Source organism: Marimonas lutisalis (assembly GCF_005434965.1).
GTDB lineage: Bacteria > Pseudomonadota > Alphaproteobacteria > Rhodobacterales > Rhodobacteraceae > Marimonas_A > Marimonas_A lutisalis.
In genome coordinates this window covers 401,466-425,000 of the sequence record NZ_SKCI01000002.1, presented here as the reverse complement: position 1 = coordinate 425,000, position 23,535 = coordinate 401,466, and the positions used below count along the sequence as shown (strand labels likewise).

At 64.5% G+C, this 23,535-nt stretch carries 18 protein-coding genes and 1 pseudogene (1 of these 19 cut by a window edge); 8 read left to right on the top strand and 11 right to left on the bottom strand.

Translation table 11 applies throughout. The annotated features are described in order from the left end of the window. From msrQ to E0501_RS10160, 3 genes are all read right to left on the bottom strand, one after another. On the bottom strand, positions 1-520 hold the 5' portion of the coding sequence (gene msrQ, locus E0501_RS10170; RefSeq protein WP_137701267.1) for a protein-methionine-sulfoxide reductase heme-binding subunit MsrQ. Its footprint begins 95 nt before the window's first position; 520 of the gene's 615 nt are visible here — the first part of the coding sequence; the start codon lies at positions 518-520; its stop codon lies off the left edge, out of view. Next, a complete protein-coding gene (gene msrP, locus E0501_RS10165) occupies positions 520-1,419 on the bottom strand; it encodes a protein-methionine-sulfoxide reductase catalytic subunit MsrP (RefSeq protein ID WP_137701266.1) in 900 nt (299 codons plus the stop codon). Before msrP ends, msrQ begins: the two co-directional genes overlap by 1 nt. Before the next feature lie 103 nt (positions 1,420-1,522). Continuing rightward, positions 1,523-3,025 carry an FMN-binding glutamate synthase family protein gene (locus E0501_RS10160; RefSeq protein WP_137701265.1) on the bottom strand — a complete coding sequence of 501 codons (1,503 nt, stop codon included), beginning with the start codon at positions 3,023-3,025 and terminating at the stop codon, positions 1,523-1,525. A gap of 125 nt (positions 3,026-3,150) precedes the next feature. On the opposite strand from E0501_RS10160, the gene E0501_RS10155 reads away from it, so the two are divergent. From E0501_RS10155 to recR, 6 genes and pseudogenes are all read left to right on the top strand, one after another. Continuing rightward, the gene (locus E0501_RS10155) at positions 3,151-3,591 is read left to right on the top strand and encodes a DUF302 domain-containing protein (protein WP_137701264.1); all 441 of its coding nucleotides are present in this window, start codon (positions 3,151-3,153) and stop codon (positions 3,589-3,591) included. 246 nt (positions 3,592-3,837) lie between these two features. Next, positions 3,838-4,287: a calcium-binding protein gene (locus E0501_RS10150; RefSeq protein ID WP_161594596.1), complete on the top strand. Its 450-nt coding sequence runs from the start codon at positions 3,838-3,840 to the stop codon at positions 4,285-4,287. Between the two features lie 12 nt (positions 4,288-4,299). Further along, positions 4,300-4,365, top strand: a pseudogene (locus tag E0501_RS21680) (hypothetical protein); the annotation flags it as partial. Beyond that, positions 4,363-4,878, top strand: coding sequence for a calcium-binding protein (locus E0501_RS10145; protein WP_268888889.1), 516 nt, complete (start codon positions 4,363-4,365; stop codon positions 4,876-4,878). The pseudogene E0501_RS21680 and the gene E0501_RS10145, both read left to right, overlap by 3 nt. A gap of 66 nt (positions 4,879-4,944) precedes the next feature. Further along, positions 4,945-5,289, top strand: coding sequence for a YbaB/EbfC family nucleoid-associated protein (locus E0501_RS10140; RefSeq protein WP_137701261.1), 345 nt, complete (start codon positions 4,945-4,947; stop codon positions 5,287-5,289). 79 nt (positions 5,290-5,368) lie between these two features. Further along, positions 5,369-5,962 carry a recombination mediator RecR gene (recR, locus tag E0501_RS10135; protein WP_137701260.1) on the top strand — a complete coding sequence of 198 codons (594 nt, stop codon included), beginning with the start codon at positions 5,369-5,371 and terminating at the stop codon, positions 5,960-5,962. Between the two features lie 302 nt (positions 5,963-6,264). Here recR and E0501_RS10130 read toward each other — a convergent pair whose 3' ends face one another. The 7 genes from E0501_RS10130 to E0501_RS10100 form a co-directional block, all read right to left on the bottom strand. Next, positions 6,265-7,374: a class I SAM-dependent methyltransferase gene (locus E0501_RS10130; RefSeq protein WP_137701259.1), complete on the bottom strand. Its 1,110-nt coding sequence runs from the start codon at positions 7,372-7,374 to the stop codon at positions 6,265-6,267. Positions 7,375-7,522: 148 nt separating this feature from the next. Further along, complete coding sequence (locus E0501_RS10125) at positions 7,523-9,241, bottom strand: thiamine pyrophosphate-requiring protein (RefSeq protein WP_137701258.1); 1,719 nt, start codon at positions 9,239-9,241, stop codon at positions 7,523-7,525. A gap of 111 nt (positions 9,242-9,352) precedes the next feature. After that, positions 9,353-11,806 (bottom strand): Hint domain-containing protein, encoded by a 2,454-nt coding sequence (locus tag E0501_RS10120; protein ID WP_137701257.1) that lies wholly within the window; start codon positions 11,804-11,806, stop codon positions 9,353-9,355. Between the two features lie 50 nt (positions 11,807-11,856). Beyond that, complete coding sequence (locus E0501_RS10115; RefSeq protein ID WP_137701256.1) at positions 11,857-17,121, bottom strand: beta strand repeat-containing protein; 5,265 nt, start codon at positions 17,119-17,121, stop codon at positions 11,857-11,859. Between the two features lie 338 nt (positions 17,122-17,459). Beyond that, on the bottom strand, positions 17,460-18,257 hold the full coding sequence (locus E0501_RS10110) for a metal ABC transporter permease (RefSeq protein ID WP_137701804.1): 798 nt from the start codon (positions 18,255-18,257) through the stop codon (positions 17,460-17,462). Continuing rightward, positions 18,250-19,020, bottom strand: coding sequence for a metal ABC transporter ATP-binding protein (locus E0501_RS10105; RefSeq protein WP_137701255.1), 771 nt, complete (start codon positions 19,018-19,020; stop codon positions 18,250-18,252). Before E0501_RS10105 ends, E0501_RS10110 begins: the two co-directional genes overlap by 8 nt. After that, positions 19,017-19,493, bottom strand: a complete 477-nt coding sequence (locus E0501_RS10100) for a Fur family transcriptional regulator (protein ID WP_137701254.1) — start codon at positions 19,491-19,493, stop codon at positions 19,017-19,019. Before E0501_RS10100 ends, E0501_RS10105 begins: the two co-directional genes overlap by 4 nt. Positions 19,494-19,556: 63 nt before the next feature. Between E0501_RS10100 and E0501_RS10095 the strand changes: the two genes are divergently transcribed. Continuing rightward, complete coding sequence (locus tag E0501_RS10095) at positions 19,557-20,483, top strand: zinc ABC transporter substrate-binding protein (RefSeq protein ID WP_137701253.1); 927 nt, start codon at positions 19,557-19,559, stop codon at positions 20,481-20,483. Here E0501_RS10095 and E0501_RS10090 read toward each other — a convergent pair. Then, the gene (locus E0501_RS10090) at positions 20,467-21,729 is read right to left on the bottom strand and encodes a glycerate kinase type-2 family protein (protein WP_137701252.1); all 1,263 of its coding nucleotides are present in this window, start codon (positions 21,727-21,729) and stop codon (positions 20,467-20,469) included. The genes E0501_RS10095 and E0501_RS10090 overlap by 17 nt on opposite strands. Before the next feature lie 253 nt (positions 21,730-21,982). Here E0501_RS10090 and E0501_RS10085 point away from each other — a divergent pair, with 253 nt between their 5' ends. Next, the gene (locus tag E0501_RS10085) at positions 21,983-23,377 is read left to right on the top strand and encodes an aminotransferase family protein (protein WP_137701251.1); all 1,395 of its coding nucleotides are present in this window, start codon (positions 21,983-21,985) and stop codon (positions 23,375-23,377) included. The last annotated feature ends 158 nt before the right edge of the window (positions 23,378-23,535 follow it).

The window sequence follows — 23,535 nt, the reverse complement described above, 5'->3', positions numbered from 1 at the left end:
GGAAGCCTTTCACCAACATCACGAAATGCACCGCGCCCAGAACCGCCGCCGGATAGACCAGCTTGTGCAGCCGCCGCCACGCCTGCGCCCCCATTCGGCGCACCGACCAGTCATTCGAGGTCAGCGCCAGCGGCAACAGCAGGGCGAACCCCGCCATGCCCACCGTGATATAGGGCCGCTTCACGATATCGGCCCAGATCTCTGCCGGCACCCGCACGTCCAGAACCAGCCAGACCAGAAGATGCGCCAGCAGGTAGGCAAAGGCCGACAGCCCCACCGCCCGGCGGAACCGGACCAGGTTCACCCGCGCGAATTTCAGCAGCGGCGTGATGGCCAGCCCTGCCACGATCAGCTGCAGCGCCTTCTCTCCATAGACATGCTCCAGCGCCTTCACCGGCTCGGGGCCCAATTGCCCCGACGCGGCCAGCCAGAACGCCCAGCCGATATGCGCGCCACACAGTATATATATGGCCCATGTGGGGACACGCCGCGCCGCGCGGTTGATGGCCTGCGCGATCATCAGAAGAATTTCCTCAGGTCCATACCCTGGTATAGGCCCGCGACCTCGTCTTCATAACCGTTGAACATCTGCGTCGGCACCTTGCCGGCAAACAGGCTGCTGCCCAGCACGCGCTCGCTCGCCTGGCTCCAGCGCGGATGGTCCACCTCGGGGTTCACATTACTATAGAAGCCGTATTCGCGCGCGTTGGCCTTGTTCCAACTGGTCGGCGGCTGCGTGTCGGTCAGTGTGATCCGCACCACCGACTTGATGCTCTTGAAGCCGTATTTCCACGGCACCACCAGGCGCAGCGGCGCACCGTTCTGCCCAAGCAGAGGCTTGCCGTAAATCCCGCTGGCCATGATCGTCAACGGATGCATCGCCTCGTCCAGCCGCAGGCCTTCGACATAGGGCCAGTCCAAGACCGGATAGCGCGTGCCCGGCATCTCGTCTTTGCGCAGCACGGTCTCGAACGCCACGTATTTCGCGCCCGCCTGAACGCCCGCCATCTCCAGCAGGTCGGCCAGTTCGAACCCGTTCCACGGCACCACCATGCTCCACGCCTCGACACATCGGAACCGGTAGATGCGCTCCTCGATCGTCATTTTCGCCAGGATGTCCTCGAGCGCGTAATCACCCGGCCGGTCGACCATGCCATCGATCTTCACGCTCCACGGCTCGGTCGCCAGCATATGCGCGTATTTCGACGGATCGCCCTTGCCGGTGCCGAACTCGTAATAGTTGCAGTAGCTGGTGATGTCCTCATAGGCGTTGGGCTCCAGCGCCTCGGCCCGCGCGCCGCTTGCCATCCCGGCCAGGCCCAGCCCGGCCATGCCGCCCATAATCTGCCGACGGTTCAGCCATGCGGCCTCGTCCGTCACGTCCCGGTCGGTCAGGTTGTTTTTCCAGCGATAGGCCATGGTGCCCTCCGATACTTGTTCGCCCCTTGGCCTTCACCTAGGGCGGACCGGGCCGCACGCCAACAAACATCATCTCACGATGCTGCAACCGGCCTGTAACAATTCACGCCTCGGGCGCGCGCCCCAAACCGTCCTGGCTGGGAAACAGCCTGTTCATCGGGATCGAGCGGCCATCGTCCTGCACGATGCGCACATGCCGCCGCCGCATCTGCCGGGGCTCGGCCACGCCGACGGAATGCGCGATGGTCTCCACCTCCTTGACGATCGCCTTGGCATAGTGCGCCACGCGGTCTTCCTTGTCTTCCACCACGAGGCCGCGCTGCAGGCGCGGATCATGGGTGGTGATACCCGTGGGGCAGGTGTTGCGGTTGCACTTCAGCGCCTGGATGCAGCCCAGGCTGAACATGAAGCCGCGCGCCGAGGTGACGAAATCGGCGCCGGTGCAGATTGCCCAGGCCACGTCACCGGGATTGACCAGCTTGCCGCTGGCGATGATACGGATGCGGTTTTTCAGACCGTGCCGGTCGCGCAGATCCACCATGCGCGGCAGCGCCTCGCGCAGGGGCATGCCCACCAGGTCCATCAGCGGCATCGGCGCCGCCCCGGTGCCGCCATCGCCCCCGTCGATGGTGATGAAATCCGGCGCGCTTTCCGCCCCCCGCCGGTCGATCTCAGCAAAGAACTCTTCCCACGGGTCGGAGGAGCCCAGCACCGTCTTGAAGCCCACCGGCTTGCCCGTCACCTCGCGGATATGCGCAATCACGTCCAGAAGATCGCCCCAATCGTCGATCTCGGCATGGCGATTGGGCGAGATGCTGGGCTTGCCCTCCTCGATCCCGCGGATCCCGGCGATCTCCGCTGTCACCTTCTCGGCTGGCAGGATGCCGCCCTTGCCGGGCTTCGCGCCCTGCGCCAGCTTCAGCTCGAACATCTTCACATGGGGATTGTCCGAAACCTCGCGCAGCTTCTCGTCGCTCAGCTGTCCTTGCGCATCGCGCACACCGTATTTCGCCGTGCCGATCTGGAAAACGATGTCACAGCCCCCCTCCAGGTGAAACGGACTCAGCCCCCCCTCGCCCGTATTCATCCAGACGCCCGCCTTGGCCGCCCCGCGGCTCAACGCCCGCACCGCGGGACGCGACAGCGCGCCATAGCTCATCCCCGAGATGTTGAAGATCGACGGCGCATTATAGGGAATGGCCGCATGCGGCCCGATCAACAGCGGCTTGGTCTCTGCATATTGCTCTTCCAGCGGCGGAAAGGCCGCGTTCATGAAGATCGGCGTGCCCGGCACGTTCAGGTTCCGGGTCGAACCGAAAGCCACCGTGTTGCTTTCCTGCTCGGCCGCGCGTTCCACCCAATCGCGTTGTGCGCGGTTGAACGGCATTTCCTCGCGGTCCATGGCAAAGAAATACTGGCGGAAGAACTCGCCCAGCGCGGTGAACAGGTGCCGGAACCGTCCGATCACCGGATAGTTGCGCCGGATCGCATCGTGGGTCTGCAGGCGGTCGACCACGAAGAACACGATCACGATCAGCGCCACCAGACCGATCACCAGAACGAACAGCATCGCCAGAAGGTTCAGGGCAGTTACCGCCAGATTCATCGCAAAACCCTTCTTTGATATGCATCAATGGTTGCAAACCCGCTTGCGGCTACTCTGCGGCGGATGATGCAACGGGGCAACCCGTCACATATTCGCCAATCCGCGCGACCCTATGGGAGGACACCATGAAACGAATTCTTGCAACCGCGGCTGTCGCTGCTTGTCTCGCCGGCCCGGCCCTGTCCGAAGGCGTGATTTCCTACACTACCGACGAAGCCTTCGATGACGTGGTCTTCGGTCTCGAGAACGCGATCGTCGATGCCGGTCTCGTCGTCGACAGCGTCAGCCATGTCGGAGACATGCTGGAACGCACCAAGGAAGATGTCGGCGGCACGGTCACGATCTTCGAAAAGGCCGATGTCTATTCCTTCTGCTCCGCCGCCGTTTCGCGGCGCGCGATGGAGGCGGATCCGATGAACATCGTCTATTGCCCCTATGGCATCTTCGTGGCCCAACAGCCGGGCGGCCAGGTGATGATCGGGTTCCGCGACTACCCCGATGGCCCCATGCAGGAAGTCGAAGCGATGCTCGACGGAATTGCAAAATCCGCCATCGGAATGGAGTGACCGCGCCAGTCGTCACAAACAATTCCCAAATCGGGCGGGCATTGTGTCCCGCCCGTTTACATTGTCGGGCATGCCATCCCGGCTTTTCCGCAAATTGGCCTCAATTTTGCCTTTTTTCATCGACCCCTGCGAAATTCGTGCTGGGCGATTGGCAATCAATCATGACCCCGAAACGGGGCGCCCGGCATGATCTTGTCAGCAGAATTGGCCTGCCGTTGCAGGCAAAGACATTGACAGGAGTCCATGATGCCCGAGCTTATCCTCCCGCCCCTCTTTCCTGGCCTTTTGATCGGCACGCCTGGCAATGACAGCATCAACGGCACGCCGGTGGCCGATCGGATCGAGCTGCTCGAAGGCGACGATATTGCGTTCGGCCTTGACGGTGACGACACGATCTCGGGCGGCGATGGCGATGACAAGCTCAACGGCGGGTTTGGTGACGATCTGATCTTCGGGGGCGCGGGCCGTGACAATATCGGCGGTTTCGCGGGCAATGATACGCTCCTCGGCGAGGGCGGCAATGACAAGCTCGAAGGCGGCGACGGCGATGACTTCATCGATGGCGGCAGCCGCAACGATCGCCTCTATGGCGACGCGGGCCTCGATACCATCTATGCCGGCAGCGGCAATGACCGCGCCTATGGCGGCGACGATGCCGACAGCATCCTTGGCGGGTACGGTCACGACCAGATCTAAGGCGATGGCGGCGACGACACCCTGATGGGCGACAGCGGCCGCGACACGATCTCGGGCGGCACCGGAAATGACAGTGTGCATGGCGGCACCTACAGCGATTTGATCTACGGCGACAGCGGCCGTGACGTGCTCCATGGCGACAGCGGTCATGACGTTCTCTATGGCGGGTCCGACAATGACCGCATCTATGGCGGTACTGGCAATGACCTCGTCGATGGCGGCTCCAAGAATGACCGGCTGTTCGGTGACGACGGCAACGACACGATCCTCGGCGGCGCAGACAGGGATCAACTCGATGGCGGGGCCGGCGACGACATCCTCGACGGGGGCAAAAAGGAAGACACAATGACCGGCGGTGCCGGCGCGGACACCTTCGTTTTCACCCTGGGTAGCGGCGATGACCACATCACCGATTTCGAAACCGGCATCGACATGGTCGATCTCACCGGCTTCGGCCTCACGGATCCCGGAGATGTGTCCTGGGACGACAGCACCGGCTCGCTGGTCCTCTCGTTTGCCGGCTCCGCGTCCACGCTCACCCTCGACGGGCTGCTCGCCACAGATGTCAGCCTGTCGGACTTCCTGGTCTGAGCAACCTTCCCTTTTGCCCTGCCCCCGCCTATCTAGGGGGCAGCAAGCAATTCAGGGAGAGCCCCGATGTTCAAAGGTCTCGGCGCCATGGGCGACATGGCGAAGATGATGAAGGCCGCGCAGGAAATGAAGACGCGGATGGAGAACCTTCAGGAAGAAATGCACCGGATGATGGTCACCGGCGAATCCGGCGCCGGGCTGGTCAAGGCCACGTGCACCGCCAAGGGCGAGCTGAAAACGCTCGATATCGACCCGTCGATCTTCAATGCGGACGAAAAGGAAGTGGTCGAAGACCTGATCCTCGCCGCGATCAAGGACGCGCAGCAAAAAGCCTCGGACAAGGCCCAGGAAGAGATGTCGAAGATCACCCAGGAAATGGGCCTGCCGGCTGACATGAAGCTGCCCTTCTGATCTTCATCTTGCCCCAAGTATCCCGGGGGTGTGGGGGCTGGCCCCCACGTCCATCCCCTCCAAAAGCATAGCGCTGGCCATGAGCTCTACCCGCGATATCGACGCCCTGATCGAGATGATGGCCAAGCTGCCAGGCCTCGGTCCCCGCTCGGCGCGGCGTGCGGTACTGCACCTCATCCGCAAGCGCGCGCTGCTGCTGTCTCCCCTGGCCGATCTCATGGTTCAGGTCGCGGCCACCGCCCGCGAATGCCTCAACTGCGGCAATGTCGGCACCTCGGACATCTGCGATATCTGCGCCTCTGAAAAGCGCGCCAATGGCGAGCTTTGCGTGGTCGAGGACGTGGCCGATCTCTGGGCAATGGAACGCGCGGGCGTATTCAAGGGCCGCTACCACGTGCTCGGCGGCACGCTCTCCGCCCTCGATGCCGTCGGTCCCGAAGAACTGCGTATCCCCAAGCTGATTGACCGTGTCGCGACGGAGAACGTGAGCGAAGTGATCCTCGCCCTCAACGCCACCGTGGACGGCCAGACAACCGCCCACTACATTGCCGACCAGCTCGAAGGCGCGGTGCGCCTCACCTCGCTGGCCCAGGGCGTGCCGATCGGTGGCGAACTCGACTATCTCGACGACGGCACCATCTCGGCCGCGCTGAACGCTCGCAAGGATATCTGATCCCCAGGTTTTGCGCCGCGCGATGCGCGTCGCCCGGGGGCCTCGCTTCGCTCGGCCGGAAACGCAGGAATTTTCCACAGGTCAGGCTTTTTGGCCAAACATGCGCCTGCCGCAACGGCAGGACCTTGAGTATTTTCACCAAGAAAGAACCAGACACGGGGGTCCCGACGCGCAGACCGCCTCTTACCCGGACCGAATACTCTCACCCGAGACGCCCCAATCCATGCCGAGCCCCTGATTTCGAAGGGGCGCCAATCCGCGCCGTGACGCGGCGGGCGGGCGGGCGCGCCGCGACGGGGCGCTTATCCTTCTTTCCGGCAAACCAGGTAGATATGCACGTAATCCATCGCGTGGCCCTGCGGGTTCCCGGCCACCATCTTCTCGTACCGGCCGTAGAATTCGTCGATGATCGCCGCCTTCTCCTCGTCCGTGCGCTCATCTGACAGCCCGTTCACGAATGTCGGCTCCGACCACGAGCGCAGCGTCGGGATATAGTCGCGCGCGAAATCCGCCGGGTCCTGCCCGGTTTCGGTGAAATTCTGCTCGAACGGGCAGCGCACCACGCGGCTCTCGACATGCTCCAGCCTGAGACCCGCGCGCCAGACCGGGCTGGTTTCATCCAGCAGCGGCGCCACGAACTGGGCCTCGGTGCGATAGCATTGCGGGAAGTTGGTGGCCGCGAATTCCTCTGCCGTGATCACGCCCTCGTCGCGCAGCGCCGCCCAGTGCAGTGCGAAGGTGTCGAACATGTTCACGCCCCCGGTATTGCCCAGGTAGCGCCCCTCTTCGTCGATGCCGAAGTTGAACAGGGCCAACCGCCCACCGGGTTTCAACTCCTCGGTCCGGCGCAGCAGCATCCGCTCCCAGTCTTCGGCGCCGCGCGCCTCGTATGCCGCGCGTTCCCCGGGCGCCGCGCCGACCATGTGCACGTGATCGGCGATGTTGCAGGGCACCCCGGCGATGTAGTGCGAAGCGGTGGCCGAGAACCCCAGGTCAAGCGTACCCGGCGGCAGGATTCCTTCGTGAAAGGAAGTGGCAGAGGCGAGCACGTAAACATCCGGCACCTTGCCGACATAGGTTTCCTCGCTGGTCAGGCCCAGCGCGTTCTGGAAGGTCTGGCTGAAATCGTTGCGCGGCAGGTCTGTATAGACGATCTCGATCGGGCGGCTGGGCACCTTTTCGCGCACATCGGCCAGAACCCGGCCCCACATGGCCAGCGATGTACCGCCATCGGCCGCCCCCATATCGGTGGCGCGGAACACGCTTCCATCATCCGCCGGCGCCATCCGTTCGACTGCGCCCAGCACAAGTTCGGCCGCATTGTCCATCACGTGCTTGGCGCCGATCGTTGCGCCGGAATAGTATCCTGCGCCCTTCATCGCCATGAAGCCCTTGGTCGATCCACCGGTCATCGAAATCCCTCCCTGGTGTTTGCGAATGATCCTGCACCGCTTTTCCCCCGGACCAAAGCGGTTTTCGCCCGGAACGCCGCGTCGCCCCCGTTGCCGCCCGAGGGCAACGGGGCGGGTGGGTGGGCGTTGCCCGAGGGCGGCAACTGTCTCAGTCGCGCGCGATCGCGATATTCAGCAGAACTTGGCGACGCTCTTCGTCGCGCACCCGGATCGCGCGCTCCAGCGCCGCGGGCAGGTCCTCGCCTCGGGTCACCGTCTCGGTATAGGCCCGGCTGGCCTCGGCCGTGCGGGTGAAATCGGGGCTGGGCCGGAGCGAGGTCAGCGGCACCTCGTTTACCTGCCGCGCCCGCCCCTCAGGATAGGTCATATTGACCGAGGCGCGCACCGCCCCCCATTCCTCGTTGTTGAGCACCAGGATGATCACCGGCAGGCCAAGCGCCTCGGCCACCTGGTGGCAGGCTGTCGGGTTGGCGAACATGTAGCTGCCATCGCCCACCGTCGCAAAAACCAGTCGTTCCGGATCTGCCAGCTGCGCGCCCAGCGCCGCAGGCACGCCCCAGCCCAGCCCGCCGGAATGCGGCTCCTGGAAATAGCTCAGATGCTGGTCCGCGTCCAAGGGCTGCAACGGGCAACCCAACTCGTGAAAAACGCTGGTCTTGCGCCCCTTGATCGCCCGGCCAAGGCACAGCGCGACCCAGTCCTTGCTCATCGGCTCACCCTTGCCGGCCTCGGCCTGGGCCCGCACCGCGTTGCGCGCCGCCTGGGCCAGGGCTGCAACCCGCGCGCGGCGCTGTTCGATCACGCCGGCATTCTTTTCGCGCCCGGCCATCGCGTCCATCAGTGCGGTCATCGCCGGGGTCACATCGCCTGCCAATGTCACATGGGCCGGGAAATGCCGTACCGGCGTGCGCGAAAACAGCGGATCCGGGCCCAGCTGGATCACCTGCGCATCCTCGCGCAGCGTGACCTTGTCGGGAAACCACGGTGCCAGCGCATTGATCACCAGGATCACATCCGCCTCGGCCAGCAGCGGCCCCGGATCGGCCCCCACCTGGCAGAGATGGCCCACGGGCAGGCTCAATTGGTTCGCCCAGTAGTGCGAGACCGGCAACGCCCAGTCCTCGACGAAGCGGCCGAACGCGTCGAAAACCTCGGCGCTGCCCATGCCCCGCTGGCTGATGATCAGCGGGCGCTCAGCCCCAGCCAGCAGATCCGTCGCCCGGTTCAGGCTGGCTGCATCCGGCGCTACTGCCACCGGCATCTCCACCGGCGGCGCCGCCAGCATGGCGCGCGGCATCTCCTCGCACAGAACCTCGCGCGGCAGGCTCAGGTAGACCGGCCCGCGCGGCACCGAATTGGCGATTGCATAGGCGCGGTCCAGCAGATCGCTCACCTGCTCGGCAAAGCGCAGCTCATAGTCCCACTTGGTCACCTCTCGCACCATGCCGGCCTGGTCGAACATCTCCTGCCCCCAGCCGATCGGCACCGTGCGTGCTCCGAAGCGGCCCGCCTCGCTGACCGGGGTGCGGCCCGACATCATCAGCACAGGCACCTGGTCGCACCAAGCGTTGATCGCCCCGATTACACCGTTGGCCAGCCCCACATTGGTGTGCAGCATCACCGCCTGTGCCTCGCCGGTGATCTGCCAGACCCCGTGCGCCATGCCCATCGCAACATGCTCATGCGGCACGGTGACAGGCTGGGGCAGGTCCAACCCGCTTTCGCGCGCCTCGATCAGCCCCTCGATGATCGGCGGAAAATCAGTGCCGGAATTGGCAAACACGTAACGCACGCCCAGCGCCTTCAGCCGCGCGAAAATCGCCGCCCCGGCGGTGATGCGGGTGCCGTCATCCTGTAGTTTTTCCATGGCCAAGCCTCCCACTGTCAGCATCCGCGATAAACGCGACGAAGGCAAAGACCTGATACACGAAGCCCGGCGCCACCGGGGCGCCGGGCCTTATCCCGTATCGAGCGGCTGTCAGCTCAGCCGGAGCAGGCGGCTTTCACGGCCACGCAGGCACATGCGCGCCGTATCACCGTAGCTCCCGACCGAACTGCGCAACTCGGGGAAGACCGTGAACAGTTCATCGCGGGCCGCGGGATCGACGGCGTCCAGACCGGAATCGCCGGGAAAGAAGCTCTCGCTCGCGGCGCCTTCGGCATAGATCACCTCGTGCTGGTCGAAAAAGACATGCACATAGGTCACGTCGCCGCCCGGCATTTTCACCACGGACCCGCCGTTCACCAGGTGCTTGGCGGCAGCAAGGACCTCGCTTTCCCCGAAATTCAGGCTCACCTCGCCCCCCTGGATCAGCATCCGGTGCTGCGGCGAAACCAGAATCGGCCGGTCATTGCCCAGCACACCCGCTTCAAAGCGGATGGGGGCCAGCCTGCCCTTGGCGGGCACGGTCCGCCGACCCACCCAGCGCACGGGCTGCAACCCGTGATCGCGGGTCACCACCATGTCGCCGGGGCGCAGCTCCTGCACCTCGCACAGGCCGCGCGCGGTGGCGATCCGCGTGCCGGCGGTGAAGCAGATGATGACATTCTCAATCTCGCTGAAGGTCACGACAGACCCGTCAGCCAGAACCGCAGACCCGCTCAGACCGCCACCAACGCCCGGATCGGTGTTGGTATAGGTGATGTCATCCCAATGCGTCAGCCCCTGGAAATCGAGCGTATCCCCCAGCGTCTCGCCGCTTTCACCGCCCACTACACTGTCATTACCGAACCCATCGGCAAATCCGAAATAGCCGTCGCCGCCCGTGTCGACCATCGTGTCGCTGCCGGCCCCGCCGATGAACACATCGGTGTCGCTGAGGCCGCCGCCCTGCAGCAGGTCATCGCCGCCGCCACCGAAGATGGTGTCATCCCCGTAGTTGCCGATGATGTCCTGGGCCCCGTCCGAACCGACAACGCTGTCGTTGCCAGTGCCCATCTGGAACTCTTCGATCTCTTCGAACGTCGTGGTCGACACGCCATCGCTCAGCGTGCCGGTTTCGGCCGCGCTGAAATTGATGGTGATATCGTCGGCCACGGTGGAAAAGTTGATCCGGTCGCCCGGGCCATCCTCGCCGGTCTCGCCGCCGACGATGCTGTCATTCTGGATCGATCCGTCGAGGAAGAATTCGTCATCCCCCGCGCCGCCCAGGATCGTGTCGTCACCGGCGCCGGCGTCGATACTGTCATCGCCATCGCCCGCGACCACACTGTCATCGTCCGACCCGTCGGAATGATCGCTGTTGTCGATCATGTCGCCTTCGGGATCGCCCGCATAGGCAGTGTTAATCAAGTCCGCTCCGGCCGTGCCCTCGACGATATAATCGCCGCCCGCGGCCGGGATACCCATAGCGACAAGCGCCGCGGGGTCGCTGACGGCGCCCGGCAGCACCCCGGTCAAGGTGATCGACTCGCCGTTCGGGAAGCTGAGGATCGCATCACCCGTGCCGTCGCCATTGGTACCGCTTACCGTCACGTCATCGACATTGACCGGGTTGCCGCTCAGATCGGTCAGGCCCGACACGTCCAGCTGGTCATTGCCGCTGTATGATCCGCAACCCAAGTCGGTGGGCGCATCAAAACCGGCAACGGTATCGCTGCCATCGCCATCGGAGAAGACAACCGTATCGACCGCACCATCCCCTGCACCGAGATCGAAGATGTCATCACCCGCACCGCCATCGACGGTGTCAGCACCGGTACCCGTGCTCACATTGTCATTGCCGGTCGACCCGATGATGCTTTCATTGCCCGATCCGGTCTCGACACTCTCGATCTCGCCGAACGTCACCGTGGGGGTGCCAAGCTGCATCGTACCGCTTTCGGGGTCGGCCGCCGTGCCACCCGCCGTCAGGTCGACCGTAACATCGCCCGAATACGTCCCGGACGAGAGCGTATCGCCCCTGGTTTCCACACCTTCGCCGCCGGTGATCGAGATGGGCGACCCATACAGCACCAGTGCATCGGCCTGGAACCGGTCGTCACCATCCCCGCCAGAAACGCTATCGGCATCGGTAAAGCGGATCGTGTCATCGCCCACCCCAGCGTCGATGCTGTCCGCCCCTGACGACGCAAAGATACTGTCGGCACCGTCGCCGCCCAGGATCGTGTCGTCGCCCAGGCCCGAGTAAAGATCGTCGCCACCCGCGCCCCCATCAAGGCTGTCGGCACCATCGCCACCATAGAGCTGGTCATTGCCCGTGCCGCCGAAAATCGTGTCGTCGCCGGCACCCGACTGGATGATATCGTCGCCGTCATAGCCGTAAATAACATCGTCGTTCGACCCGTCGGCGGCGTCGTTGTTGTCGACCATGTCGCCTTCGGGGTCACCGGTATAGGTTCCGGTGATCAGATCACCCGCCGCAGTGCCCTCGACGATATAGTCGCGCCCATCCGGAATACCGATGGACACCAGTTCATCGATGGAGTCCACCTGGCTCGACAGCACGCCTGTCAGCGTGATGCTATCGCCCCCCGGGAAGGTCAGGATCGCGTCACCGGTGCCGTCCCCGTTGGTGTCTCTGTGACAACCACGTCACCCGCATGAACCGGCGTCGTGCCGCCATCGCTTGTCAGTCCCGACACGTCCAGCTGGTCGTTCGTGGTGCCATCGCCCGAGTCGGTCATGTCAAAGGCTTGCACCGTATCGCTGCCCGACCCGTCAGCAAGAACGATCGTGTCCCTGCCGCTGCCCAGCACGATGTTCTCGATCTCGCTGAAGGTCGCGGTATCGATGCCGTCGGAAATCGAACCCGCCTCCGGGTCGCTGGCTGTCAGGTCAACCGTTACACCGGTGGTCGTGGCACTCAGGTCCAGCGTGTCACTATCCGCCGCGCCTTCGCCACCGGCAATCGTGTCATTGCCGAACCCGTCCTCGATGATGAAGCTATCGCTGCCGCCACCGCCTGCCAGCAAATCGTCCCCGGCCCCCCCAAGGATGGTGTCGTCGCCGCCCGTCGCGGTATCGGCCAGTTGCAGCGACACGTTATCGACCGAGACACCAAGGGAATCGTTCGAACCGCCAGAGACAAAGGTCAGCCGGTCAGTGCCGTCACCACTGCCTCCGACCACAGCGAATTTATAGCTGGTCCATGACCCGTCGCTCGGGTCAATGTTGGCGATGACCTCGCCGTTCCAGATGACCGTCAGCGTGTTGTCGCTGGCGGTGCCATCATTGGCGTCGGAAATGTCCCCGACATCGAAGGTCGGAACATGCACCGCGCCATCTGTGACGCCGGACACATCCTGGCTGATGGTCAGTTGCTCACCCGCCGCTCCTTCAAGATCCAGCCAGTTCGCCCCGTCGGTCGCGGTCAGGCCGCCCCGGCCATCGTTGTGAACATTGATCTGTTCAGCCGGGTTGTCATTGGTCCATCCGGGCATGGACCCCGTCGAAAAGTACCCGATCGGAACCGAGGACATGCCGGTCGTGTCTTCGAATGACCCGTTGACGATCAGGTTCGGGCCGGTGCCCGTCAGGTCATCGGCCAGGACGGTGTCGTTGCCCGCCCCAGCGACGATGCTGTCGTCATTCGACCCATCGGAATGATCGTTGTTGTCGATCATGTCGCCTTCGGGGTCGCCCGTGTAGGCGGCGTCGATCGTATCGGCCCCCGCGGTGCCTTCGACGATGTAATCCGGACCCGATGATGGGGCCGGAATGCCGATGCTTTCCAGCTCGGCCGGATCGTCCACCTGGGCGGACAAAACGCCCACAAGGGTGATGCTCTCGCCACCCGGGAAGCTCAGGATCGCGTCGCCGGTGCCGTCCCCGTTGGTATCGGTCACAATGACATCTGCGGTCGTGATTGGCGTCGTGCCCCCGTCCGAGGTCAGCCCCGACACGTCCAGCTGGTCCATGGTCGTGCCATCGCCGCTGTCGGTCATGTCGAAGGACTGCACCGTATCGCTGCCCGACCCGTCGGCCAGAACGATGGTATCACGCCCGCCGCCAAGGATGATATTCTCGATCTCGTCAAAGCTGGCCGTCGACACGCCGTCGCTGAACGTGCCGATCTCTGGGTTCACGTTACTCAGGTCGACGGTCAGGTCGCTGGTCACCGCGCTCAGGTCCAGCGTGTCGCCGTTCACCTCGTCAACGCCTTCGGCATCCACGGTATCGTTGCCGAACCCCTCCTCTATCACGAAGGTATCGTCGCCGAAGCCGCCCCAGAGATAATCGTCCCCGGCGCCGCCGATCAGGCTGTCATTTCCGAACGAGCCGCGCATCCAGTCATCGCCGGCGCCCCCGACGATCGTGTCGTCGCCCTCGTTGCCTTCCAGGCTGTCATTGCCGGCGCCACCGTCGACATAGTCATTGCCCGTCTCGCCATAGATCGAGTCGGCCCCATCGCCCCCGGTGATCGAGTCGTCGTCCTCGTTGCCGTAGATGCTGTCATCGCCGGCACCGCCGTCGATCGTGTCATTGCCAAGGCCCGCGCGCACCGTGTCGCCGCCCGACCCGCCGGAGATACTGTCGGAACCGTCATAGGCCCACACGTCGATCCCGCTGGTATCACCCGCGGCATTCACCGTGTCGTCCTGGTCGGTCAGGGTGAAATGCTCGATCTCCGAGAAATCGATGTTCGTGGCGCCAAAGGTCAGGTTGCCGGTCTCGTCACCGTCCAGCGTGACATTCACGCCGCTGGTCACGCTGTAAGCGTCGACACTGTCCTGGTCGCTGCCGGTGGTGAGGGTTTCGCCGCCGATGATCGTGTCGTTGCCCGACGTGTCGAGCACGCGGAACGTATCGCCATCGGCCTGGCCATAGAGCACGTCGGCCCCGGTGCCGCCATCGATATAGTCGCTGCCATCGCCGGCAAAGATCGTGTCATTGCCCGCCTCGCCGAAAAGCGAGTCGGCCCCGGCATCGCCGATGATCTGGTCGTTCCCGGCCCCGGCATAGATCACGTCGGCGCCGCCCGTGGCCAGCCCGTCATCACCGTCCAGCGTGTCATTGCCCGCACCGCCGGTGATCGTGTCCGCACCGTCGCCGCCATAGGCCATGCCACCTGCCGCCGTGGTCAGGGTCAGGATGTCATCGCCGCCCCAGCCCTTGACCTCGTAAACGCCGGTGTCGCCCACAATCGTGTCATTGCCGGTATTCGAGCCGTCGATCTGCTCGATCCCCGACAGCGTATCGCCCAGCGCATCCCCGCCCGTCTCGGTCAGGCCATCGGTCAGGTTCACGTTCACCGCACCGGCCGAGGTGTAATAGCTGGCGATGTCCCAGTAGCCCGCGGTCCCGTCCAGCGTGTCGGCCCCGGCGCCGCCCTCCATCTGGGTAAATCCACCCGCGCTGGTCGAGCTGCCGACGAGGCTGTCATTGCCCTCGTCGCCATGCAGATAGTTGATGCCGTCACCACCGCTCAGCGTGTCGCTGCCCTGCCCGCCACGCAGGGTATCGTTTCCGGTACCACCGTCGACATTGTCCGCGCCCTGGCTGCCCAGCACACTGTCATCGCCGCCCCGCGCGTCGATATCCACGCCATCAACATCCAGGTCCGCGTTCACCGTGTCGTTCTGGTCGGTCAGGACCATGTTCTCGATTTCCGAGAAGCTCGCCGTGCTGGTGCCGCCTGCAACGGTTCCGGCCTCGACGCCGGAAAAGGTCACGTCCACGCCCGACGCTGTTACACCCGACGCGTCCAGCGTGTCGCCATTCACCTCTCCGGTCTCGCCGCCGGTGATCGTGTCATTGCCGAAATCATCGGACAGCAGGATCAGGTCGTCGCCGTCGTTGCCGCTGATGATGTCGGCGCCGGTGCCGCCATCGATCGTGTCGGCCCCGTCTGTCTCGGGCACGGCGGTGAAGTGAATATCCGTCACCCACAACGTCTGCCCCGCGGTGCCCGCCTGGTCATAGTCGATCTCGAAATAGCTGACCGGCCCCGTGATGGTGACCAGCATCGAGCCTGCCGCATCGGCCTGTGTCCACGATCCCTCGCCGTCTTCCGATGGCGCGATACCGCTGGTCGTCACGCCCTGGTAGAGCAGGTCCACATTGACCGGGTTGCCCGCGGCGTCATAGGCCCGGATGGTGACAATGTCCTCCCATCCGCTTTGGTCCAGGTCATTGATACGGAACGAAACATTCGCGACTTCATCGGCAAAGCCCGAGCCCGCGACCGCCGAGAAATCCACCGTCGTGGTCGAGGTGTCGCCGGTCGTCGCCCCGCCCCCCATGCTGGCCGACGAGGTCGTGCTGAACGGCTCGCCCGTGCCGACATACTGAACATCGGTCGTTTCCACCGAGATCGTTCCGGCATTGCCCTGGTCGACGAAACTCACCGAAACACTGATCCCGCCGGTATCCTGTTCGAACCCGCCCGCCAGGCTTTGTTCGTCGACGCCGGCAGCGGCCCAGCTCAGCTTCAGATCGGTATCGTTGACGCCCGCGCCACCGATAATGGAATCGTCTCCGGCGCCGCCCAGGATACTGTCGCCATCGCCGCCGCCAAAGATGGTATCGTTGCCGGATTCGGCCAGCACCGTATCGCTGCCAGTGCCGCCGTGAACGCTGTCGTTATCGCTGCCCGTATACAGGTAGTCGTTGCCGGCCTCCCCATAAACGGTGTCATTGCCCTCGTTCGACCACACCTTGTCATCACCGGCGCCCGCGTGGATCGCGTCGGCTTCGCCGCCGCCCGGGGCATCGTCGTTCTCGACCCAGTCGCCATCGGCATCGAAATAGAACTGCCCGATCTCATCGGCCCCGGCGGTGCCTTGCACGATGCCATCATTCGACAGCGTGACAACGTTCTCGATATTGGTGAACGACAGAGATCCGCCACCATTGAAAAACACGGTGCCGCTTTCCGCGGTGGCATAGCTGATCGACGACACGTCACTGACGTAAAGCGTGTCGATATCGATCCCGCCTTCGCCACCGTCAATCGTGTCACCCGCGGCGCCCCATATCGAATCCTGTCCATCGCCACCGACAACAGAATCCGAGCCCGCCCCACCGTTCAGGATATCGTTGCCCGTGCCGCCCAGGATCGTGTCATTGCCTTCATGGCCGACGATACGGTCGTCTTCGCTGCCACCATCAAGGTAGTCCGCGCCCCAGCCACCATCGATCCAGTCGTACCTGGCCTCGCCATACACGACATCAAGGCCATCGCCCGACAACACCAGGTCATTGCCGTTGCCGCCATAGATCGTGTCGGCGCCCGCGTCTTCCCAGCCACCTTCGATATGGTCATCTCCGTCGCCGCCATAAATCAGGTCGGCCCCGGCGCCACCATCGACGAAGTCATCACCCGCGCCGCTCGACACGGTATCGTTGCCATCACCGGCAAGGATCGTGTCCAGCCCGCTGCCCGAGGTCACCGAATCCGCGTCAGGACCGCTGTAGACGACATTGTTGCCATCGCCGGCATTCACCGTATCCGCGCCGCCGTTCGCAAAGATCGTATCGTCACCGCTGCCGGTGGTGATCACCTCGCCGTTATAGCCACCGGCGACATAGTGATCGCCGTCGCCAAAACTCAGCGTGGTGAAATAGTGCCAGATCGTCGTGCCACCAAGGCTCGCATCCGGGGTGCCCGCATAGGACGTGTCGCCGACCACAAAACTGCTCGTGCCCTCCGAAATCGTGACCGCGCCGGTATCCGTGTCATAGGACACGGTATAGTTCGACGGCAGCGACGAGAAATCCAGTACATGACCCGGACCAGCTTGTGAAACCGATGCCCAGAATGCCGGGCTGTTCCAGTTGCTTGTCGTAACACTATACGTGGCCATAGACGGCTACCCCTTACATACTCGATCCAGGCCCCGAGATGCCGATACCGCACCCAAATTGACGCCGCGCGGCGTTTTGTGTGGTTCTGGTTCCTGCTCTCATCCGCTCGGCGGACCTACTTTTTCCTTCCCGGGGATCAATGCGCGCAGGCGCATCTCTCCCCAGCCTTTCAAAGCAGCGCAGAAGGGCGGCTATAGGACCGAATTTGGGCTTTTTCGGTCGTCAATCCCGCAGAACGGGGCTGAATCGGGCGAGAATCGGAACAAAAACCGCCGGAGGGCGAAACAATATCGCCGCAATCATGACATTGTAGATACCGGAGCGGATCGGCCTGTCTTCAGCCGCGTGTGGTTGCGGCGCGCGACAAAGCGCTTGAAGCTGCGAAGATCAGGGCCGCGACGCAGACGATGGTAGGCCCGGCCGGCGTGTCCAGTATCCACGCTGTGCCCAGCCCGGCCAGCGCCGAGATCACGCCCGTCAGGGCGGCCATTGCCGCCATAACCTCGGGCGTGCGGGCAAAGGGCCGCGCCGCCGCTGCCGGGATGATCAGAAGCGCAGTGATCAGCAACGCCCCGACTACCTTGATCGCCACCGCCACCACCACCGCCAGCGCCAGCGTCAGGACCTGCCGCTCGCGGTGCGGGTCGATCCCGGCGGCGATTGCCAATTCGGGGTTCAGCGTCGCGGTCAAAAGGCCCGGCCAGCGCCACAGCACCCCGGCACTCACCGCCACCGCCCCGGCCCAGATCAGCGCCAGATCACTGCGCGACACGGCCAGGATATCACCGAAAAGATAGGCCTGAATGTCGATCTGGACGCCCGGCAGCAACGCCACAGCCACAAGGCCAAAGGCCAGCGCCGCATGCGCCAGAACGCCCAGCGCCGTGTCCATCGCGTGCCCGCGCCGGGCCAGTGACAGGATCGCCAGCGCAATCGCCAGCGCCACCGCCAGCACACCGCCGAAAACGGAAATGCCGATGCCCAGGCTCAGCGCGACACCCAGTATCGCGGCATGCGCCGTAGCATCCCCGAAATAGGCCATCCGTCGCCAGACCACGAAACATCCGATCGGTGCCGCCGCCAGCGCCACACCCACCCCGGCCAGCGCCGCGCGCGCCATGAAATCGTCAAGCATTTTCAGTATGTTCCCTGTCGACGTCATGATTGTGATCACAATCGTGATCACAATCGTCATGCGCATGGTCATGCTCGTGCCGGTATATCGCCAAAGCGCCGTGCGTGCCGGTGCCGAACAGGGCCCGGTACTCCGGCGCCGAGCTGACCACCTCGGGCGCACCCTGGCAACAGATATGACGGTTGAGGCAGATCACCCGGTCGCTCGCGCTCATCACCACGTGCAGCTCATGGCTCACCATCACCACGGCACAGCCCATGTCGCGGCGGATGTTTTCCAGCAGCGTGTAGAAATCGGCCGAGCCGGGCTGGTCCAATCCCTGCGTCGGCTCGTCCAGCATCAACACATCCGGCCGGCCCAGGATCGCCCGCGCCAGCAAAACCCGCTGGAACTGCCCACCCGACAAGCTGGCCAGCTGGCGTCCGGCCAGATGCGCCACGCCCACACGCTCCAGCGCCTCTCCGACCTCGCCCTTGTTCCGGCGCGATGGCAGGTGCATGAACCGCTCCACCGTCATCGGCAGGCTCGGATCAATCGCCAGTTTCTGCGGCACGTAGCCCACTTTCAGCCCTGGCTTGCGCGTCACCCGGCCCGCGCTTGGCCGCACCGCCCCGATCAGCACCTTCAGAAAGGTCGACTTGCCCGATCCGTTTGGCCCCACCACGGTCACGATCTCCCCGGGCTCCACCGTGAAATCCACGTGGCTCAACACCACCGCATCGTCATAGGCGACGCTGACCCCCTGCGCCGAAACCAGGCTCATACCGCGCCCTCTTCCCGGCAGATGGGGCACAGCCCTTCGGCCTCTATCACGATGTTTTCAATGACAAACCCGTTCTCACCCAGGGTCGCATCCACTTCGGCCTCGGCCACCTTGTGGCAATTGCGGCAAATCATGAAGGCCGCGTCATGCGCCTCGCCCGGATGTGTGCAAGCAACATAGGCATTCAGTTTTTCGATCCGGTGCGCAAATCCCTGCTCAACCAGGAAGGAAAGCGCGCGATAGGCCACCGGCGGCTTCGATCCGAACCCGTCCTCGGCCAGCCGCGCCAGCACGTCATAGGCCCCCAGCGCCACGTGGCTTTCAAGCAATATCTCCAGCGCCCGCCGACGCACCGGCGTCAGTTGAGCACCCGTGTCTCGGCAGCGCGCCTCGGCCAGCGTCAGCGCACTGGCGATACAGGCGCCATGATCATGCCGGGCAAACCCCACGGGAGTATTCGGATCATTTTTCATATTGATATGTTATAACATTACATCTACACCGTCCAGCACCTTGACCAACACCGAGTCCCTCTCATGCTGCGCCTTGCCCTGATCCTTGTCATACTCGCCCTACCCGCCCGCGCCGATGGTCTGCGCATTGCCGTCGACCTGCCCGCCGTGCACTCGCTTGTCACGCAAGTCGCTGGGGGTAAAGCGGAAATTGGCTTTGTCATGCGTCCCGGCGCCTCGCCGCACGGCTATGCCATGCGCCCGTCCGAAGCGCGGACACTGCAAAACGCCCAGGTCGTCATCTGGATCGGCGCCGCGCAATCGCCCTGGCTGGAACATGGCATCGAAACCCTCGCTCCAGGCGCGCTCAGCCTGCCGCTGCTCGACACGTCCGGCACCATGCTGCACCCCCGGCGTGAACGCCCGGTCTTTGCCGAAGACCATGACCACGGCGACGAACACGCCCATGAACACGATCACGACCACGGCGAAACGGATCCGCATGCCTGGCTCGATCCGTTGAATGCCCGCGCCTGGCTGGCCGCGATCGCCGAAACGCTGTCACGGACCGACCCGGCCAATGCCGCCACCTATGCCGCCAACGCCGCTGCCGCCCAGGCCCGGATCGACGCGCTGCACACGCGCCTCTCGGGTGTTCTCGCCCCGGCCCACGGCGCGCGGTTCATCGTCTTTCACGATGCGTTTCAGTATCTCGAAATACGCTATGATCTGCCCTCGGTGGCGGCCATCTCATCTTCCGATGCCTCCGCCCCCGGGCCCGCACGCCTCTCGGACCTGCGGCATGCGCTCGATCACGATGGCATCACCTGCATCTTCACCGAGCCCCAGTTCAACCCCGCCCTCGTCACCACGCTGACCGACGGCACCACCATCCGGACCGCGGTCCTCGATCCGCTTGGCCGCGATATCCCGCCGGGGCCCGATTTCTACGATGCGTTGATGCTGCAACTGGCCGAATCCATGGCCACCTGCCTCACCGGATCAGAATGATCCGCAGATCATTCACGTTCGTGCCCGTGGGCCCGGTCACGTAAAGGTCGCCCACCGCGGCAAAGGCGCCCCAGGCATCGTTGCACGCCAGCGCGTCGGCCGGGTCCGCGCCCGCCGTCCGCATCCGCACCGCTGTCTGCCCATCGGCAAAGGCGCCGGCGTTGTCCTCGCTGCCATCCACGCCGTCGGTGTCGGCGGCCAGCGCGGCAATGCCTTCAACCCCGTCCACGGCCAGCGCGAAACTCAGCAGGAACTCGCTGTTGCGGCCGCCTCGGCCGCCCTCTCCGCGCAGCGTCACCGTGGTCTCTCCACCTGACAGGATCGCGACAGGCCGGGAAAAGGGCCTGTCCCGCATCGCCACCTCGCGCGCAATCGCGGCATGCATTTTCGCCACCTCGCGCGCCTCGCCCTCGATCGCATCCGACAGGATCGCGGTTGCGAACGCGGCCTGCTCCGCCACCCGCGCCGCCGCCTCCAGCGATTTCGCGGCGCTGGCAATCACGTGCACCTCATTGCCCGCGAAACAGGCGTCCTCGGGCTTTGGCGGCTCGTCCGCGCGCTCCAGAAAGGCCGCCACCCGCGCGGGCAGCTTGATCGCGTAGTCCCGCACCGCAGCCAATGCCTCGGCGCGCCCGCGCGCATCGGGCACCGTCGGGCCGCTGGCCACCTGCGCCGGATCGTCCCCTGGCACGTCCGATACCACCAGGCTCACCACTTTGGCGGGGTGTGCCGCCGCGGCCAGCCGCCCGCCCTTGACCCGGCTCACCATCTTGCGCACCGCGTTCATCGCTCCGATCGGCGCCCCGCTGGCCAGCAGCGCCTCGTTCAGTGCAACCTCGTCGGACAGCGCCAACCCTTCCCCCGGGCCTGCCAGCAATGCCGAGCCCCCGCCGCAGACAAGCGCAATCACCAGATCGTCCGACCCCAGCCCCTCCATCGCCTTGAACAGCGCGTCGGTCGCCGCCAAACCGGCCTCATCCGGTACCGGGTGGGCGGCCTCCATCACCCGGATCGCCCGCGTCTTCGCACCGAATCCATAGCGCGTGACAACCACGCCCTCCACCGGGCCATCCCACAGCTCCTCGAAGGCCGCGGCCATCTGCGCCGCCCCCTTGCCCGCGCCCACGACCACCACGCGCCCCTTGGGCCGCGCCGGCAGAAAGGGCCGCATCGCCGCGCCCGGCTCGGCCGCCTTCACCGCCGCGCTGAACATCGCCTGCAACAGGTCCCGGTCCTCTTCCCGCATCGCGCATCTCTCCCAAAGCCTCTCCACAGCTTCCCCAAGCTTGCGGAAAAACACCAGCCCCTGCTTCATCTTGCCCAAAATACTCCTTCCACCGAGACCGTTTCGGACCCGCCGCAAACCACTTTGGACTTATACGATAGCACCATCTGGCCCTATCGACTTTTCGCAGAATCGGGCTGAGAATGTGTTCGATAACCCGAAATCCCGCCGCGCCCCTGATTCCGGGCCGTGCGCCCATTCCCGGAGATCCCCCATGGACGGAAATCTCAGCCAGAACGATATCAGCCACGTCGTGGATGCCGACCGCGCCCATGTCTGGCACCACCTGACCCAACACAAGCCGTTCGAAACCGGCGAGCCCCGCGTCATCATCGAGGGCAAGGGCATGCGCGTCTGGGACCAGCACGGCAAGGAGTTCCTCGATGCCGTCTCGGGCGGGGTCTGGACGGTGAACGTGGGCTATGGCCGCGAGTCGATCGCCAACGCGGTGCGCGACCAGTTGATCAAGCTGAACTATTTCGCAGGCTCCGCCGGCTCGGTTCCCGGCGCGCTCTTCTCGGAAAAACTGATCTCGAAAATGCCCGGCATGTCGCGGGTCTACTACTGCAACTCCGGCTCCGAAGCGAACGAGAAGGCGTTCAAGCTGATCCGCCAGATCGCGCACAAGCGCTACGGCGGCAAGAAGACCAAGATCCTTTACCGGGAACGCGACTACCACGGCGGCACCCTTGCCACCATGTCGGCCGGCGGCCAGGACGAGCGCAACGCGCAATACGGCCCCTTCGCCCCCGACTTCATCCGCGTGCCGCACTGCATGGAATACCGCGCCCAGCAGGGCTGGAACCCGGACTCGGAAAGCTATGGCGAATATGCCGCCAACCTGATCGAGGAAGTGATCCTGCGCGAAGGTCCCGATACCGTGGGCGGTCTCTGCCTCGAACCCGTCACCGCCGGTGGCGGGGTGATCCCCGCACCCGAAGGCTACTGGCCCCGCGTGCAGGAGATCTGCCGCAAGTACGACATCCTGCTGCATATCGACGAAGTCGTCTGCGGCGTCGGCCGCACCGGCACCCACTGGTTCGGCTATCAGCATTACGGGATCGAGCCCGATTTCGTGACCATGGCCAAGGGCGTCGCCTCGGGCTATGCCGCCATCGCCTGCTGCGTCACCACCGAACGCGTCTTCGACATGTTCAAGGACAACGCCGACGACCCGATGAACTATTTCCGCGATATCTCGACCTTCGGCGGCTGCACCGCCGGCCCCGCCGCGGCGATCGAGAACATGCGCATCATCGAGAATGAAAACCTGCTCGAAAACACCACCCTTATGGGCGACCGGATGATCGGCAACCTCAGGAACCTGATGGAAAAACACCGCGTCATCGGCGATGTGCGCGGCAAGGGCCTGTTCCTGGGCGCCGAACTGGTGGCCGACCGCACCACCAAGGAACCGGTCTCCGAAAAGCAGGTCGCCCAGGTCGTCGCGGAATGCGGCGCGCAGGGCGTGATCATCGGCGCGACCAACCGCTCGGTGCCGGGGTTGAACAACACGCTTTGCTTCTCGCCCGCGCTGATCGCCACCCCCGACGACATCGACGAGATCACCGAAGCCGTCGACAAGGCCCTGACCAAGGTCTTCGGCTGACACCAGGGATTGCGCCGCGCTTACGCGCGTCGCCGCGGGGCCTCGGCTGACGCCTCGGCCCCGCTTGACCACCCTGCCCGCGTTCGCCCCGCCGGTGCCGAGCCCGTCGTAAGGCCGGGCCAATGAGTATTTTTCCAAGAAAGAGCAGATCAGGTGGT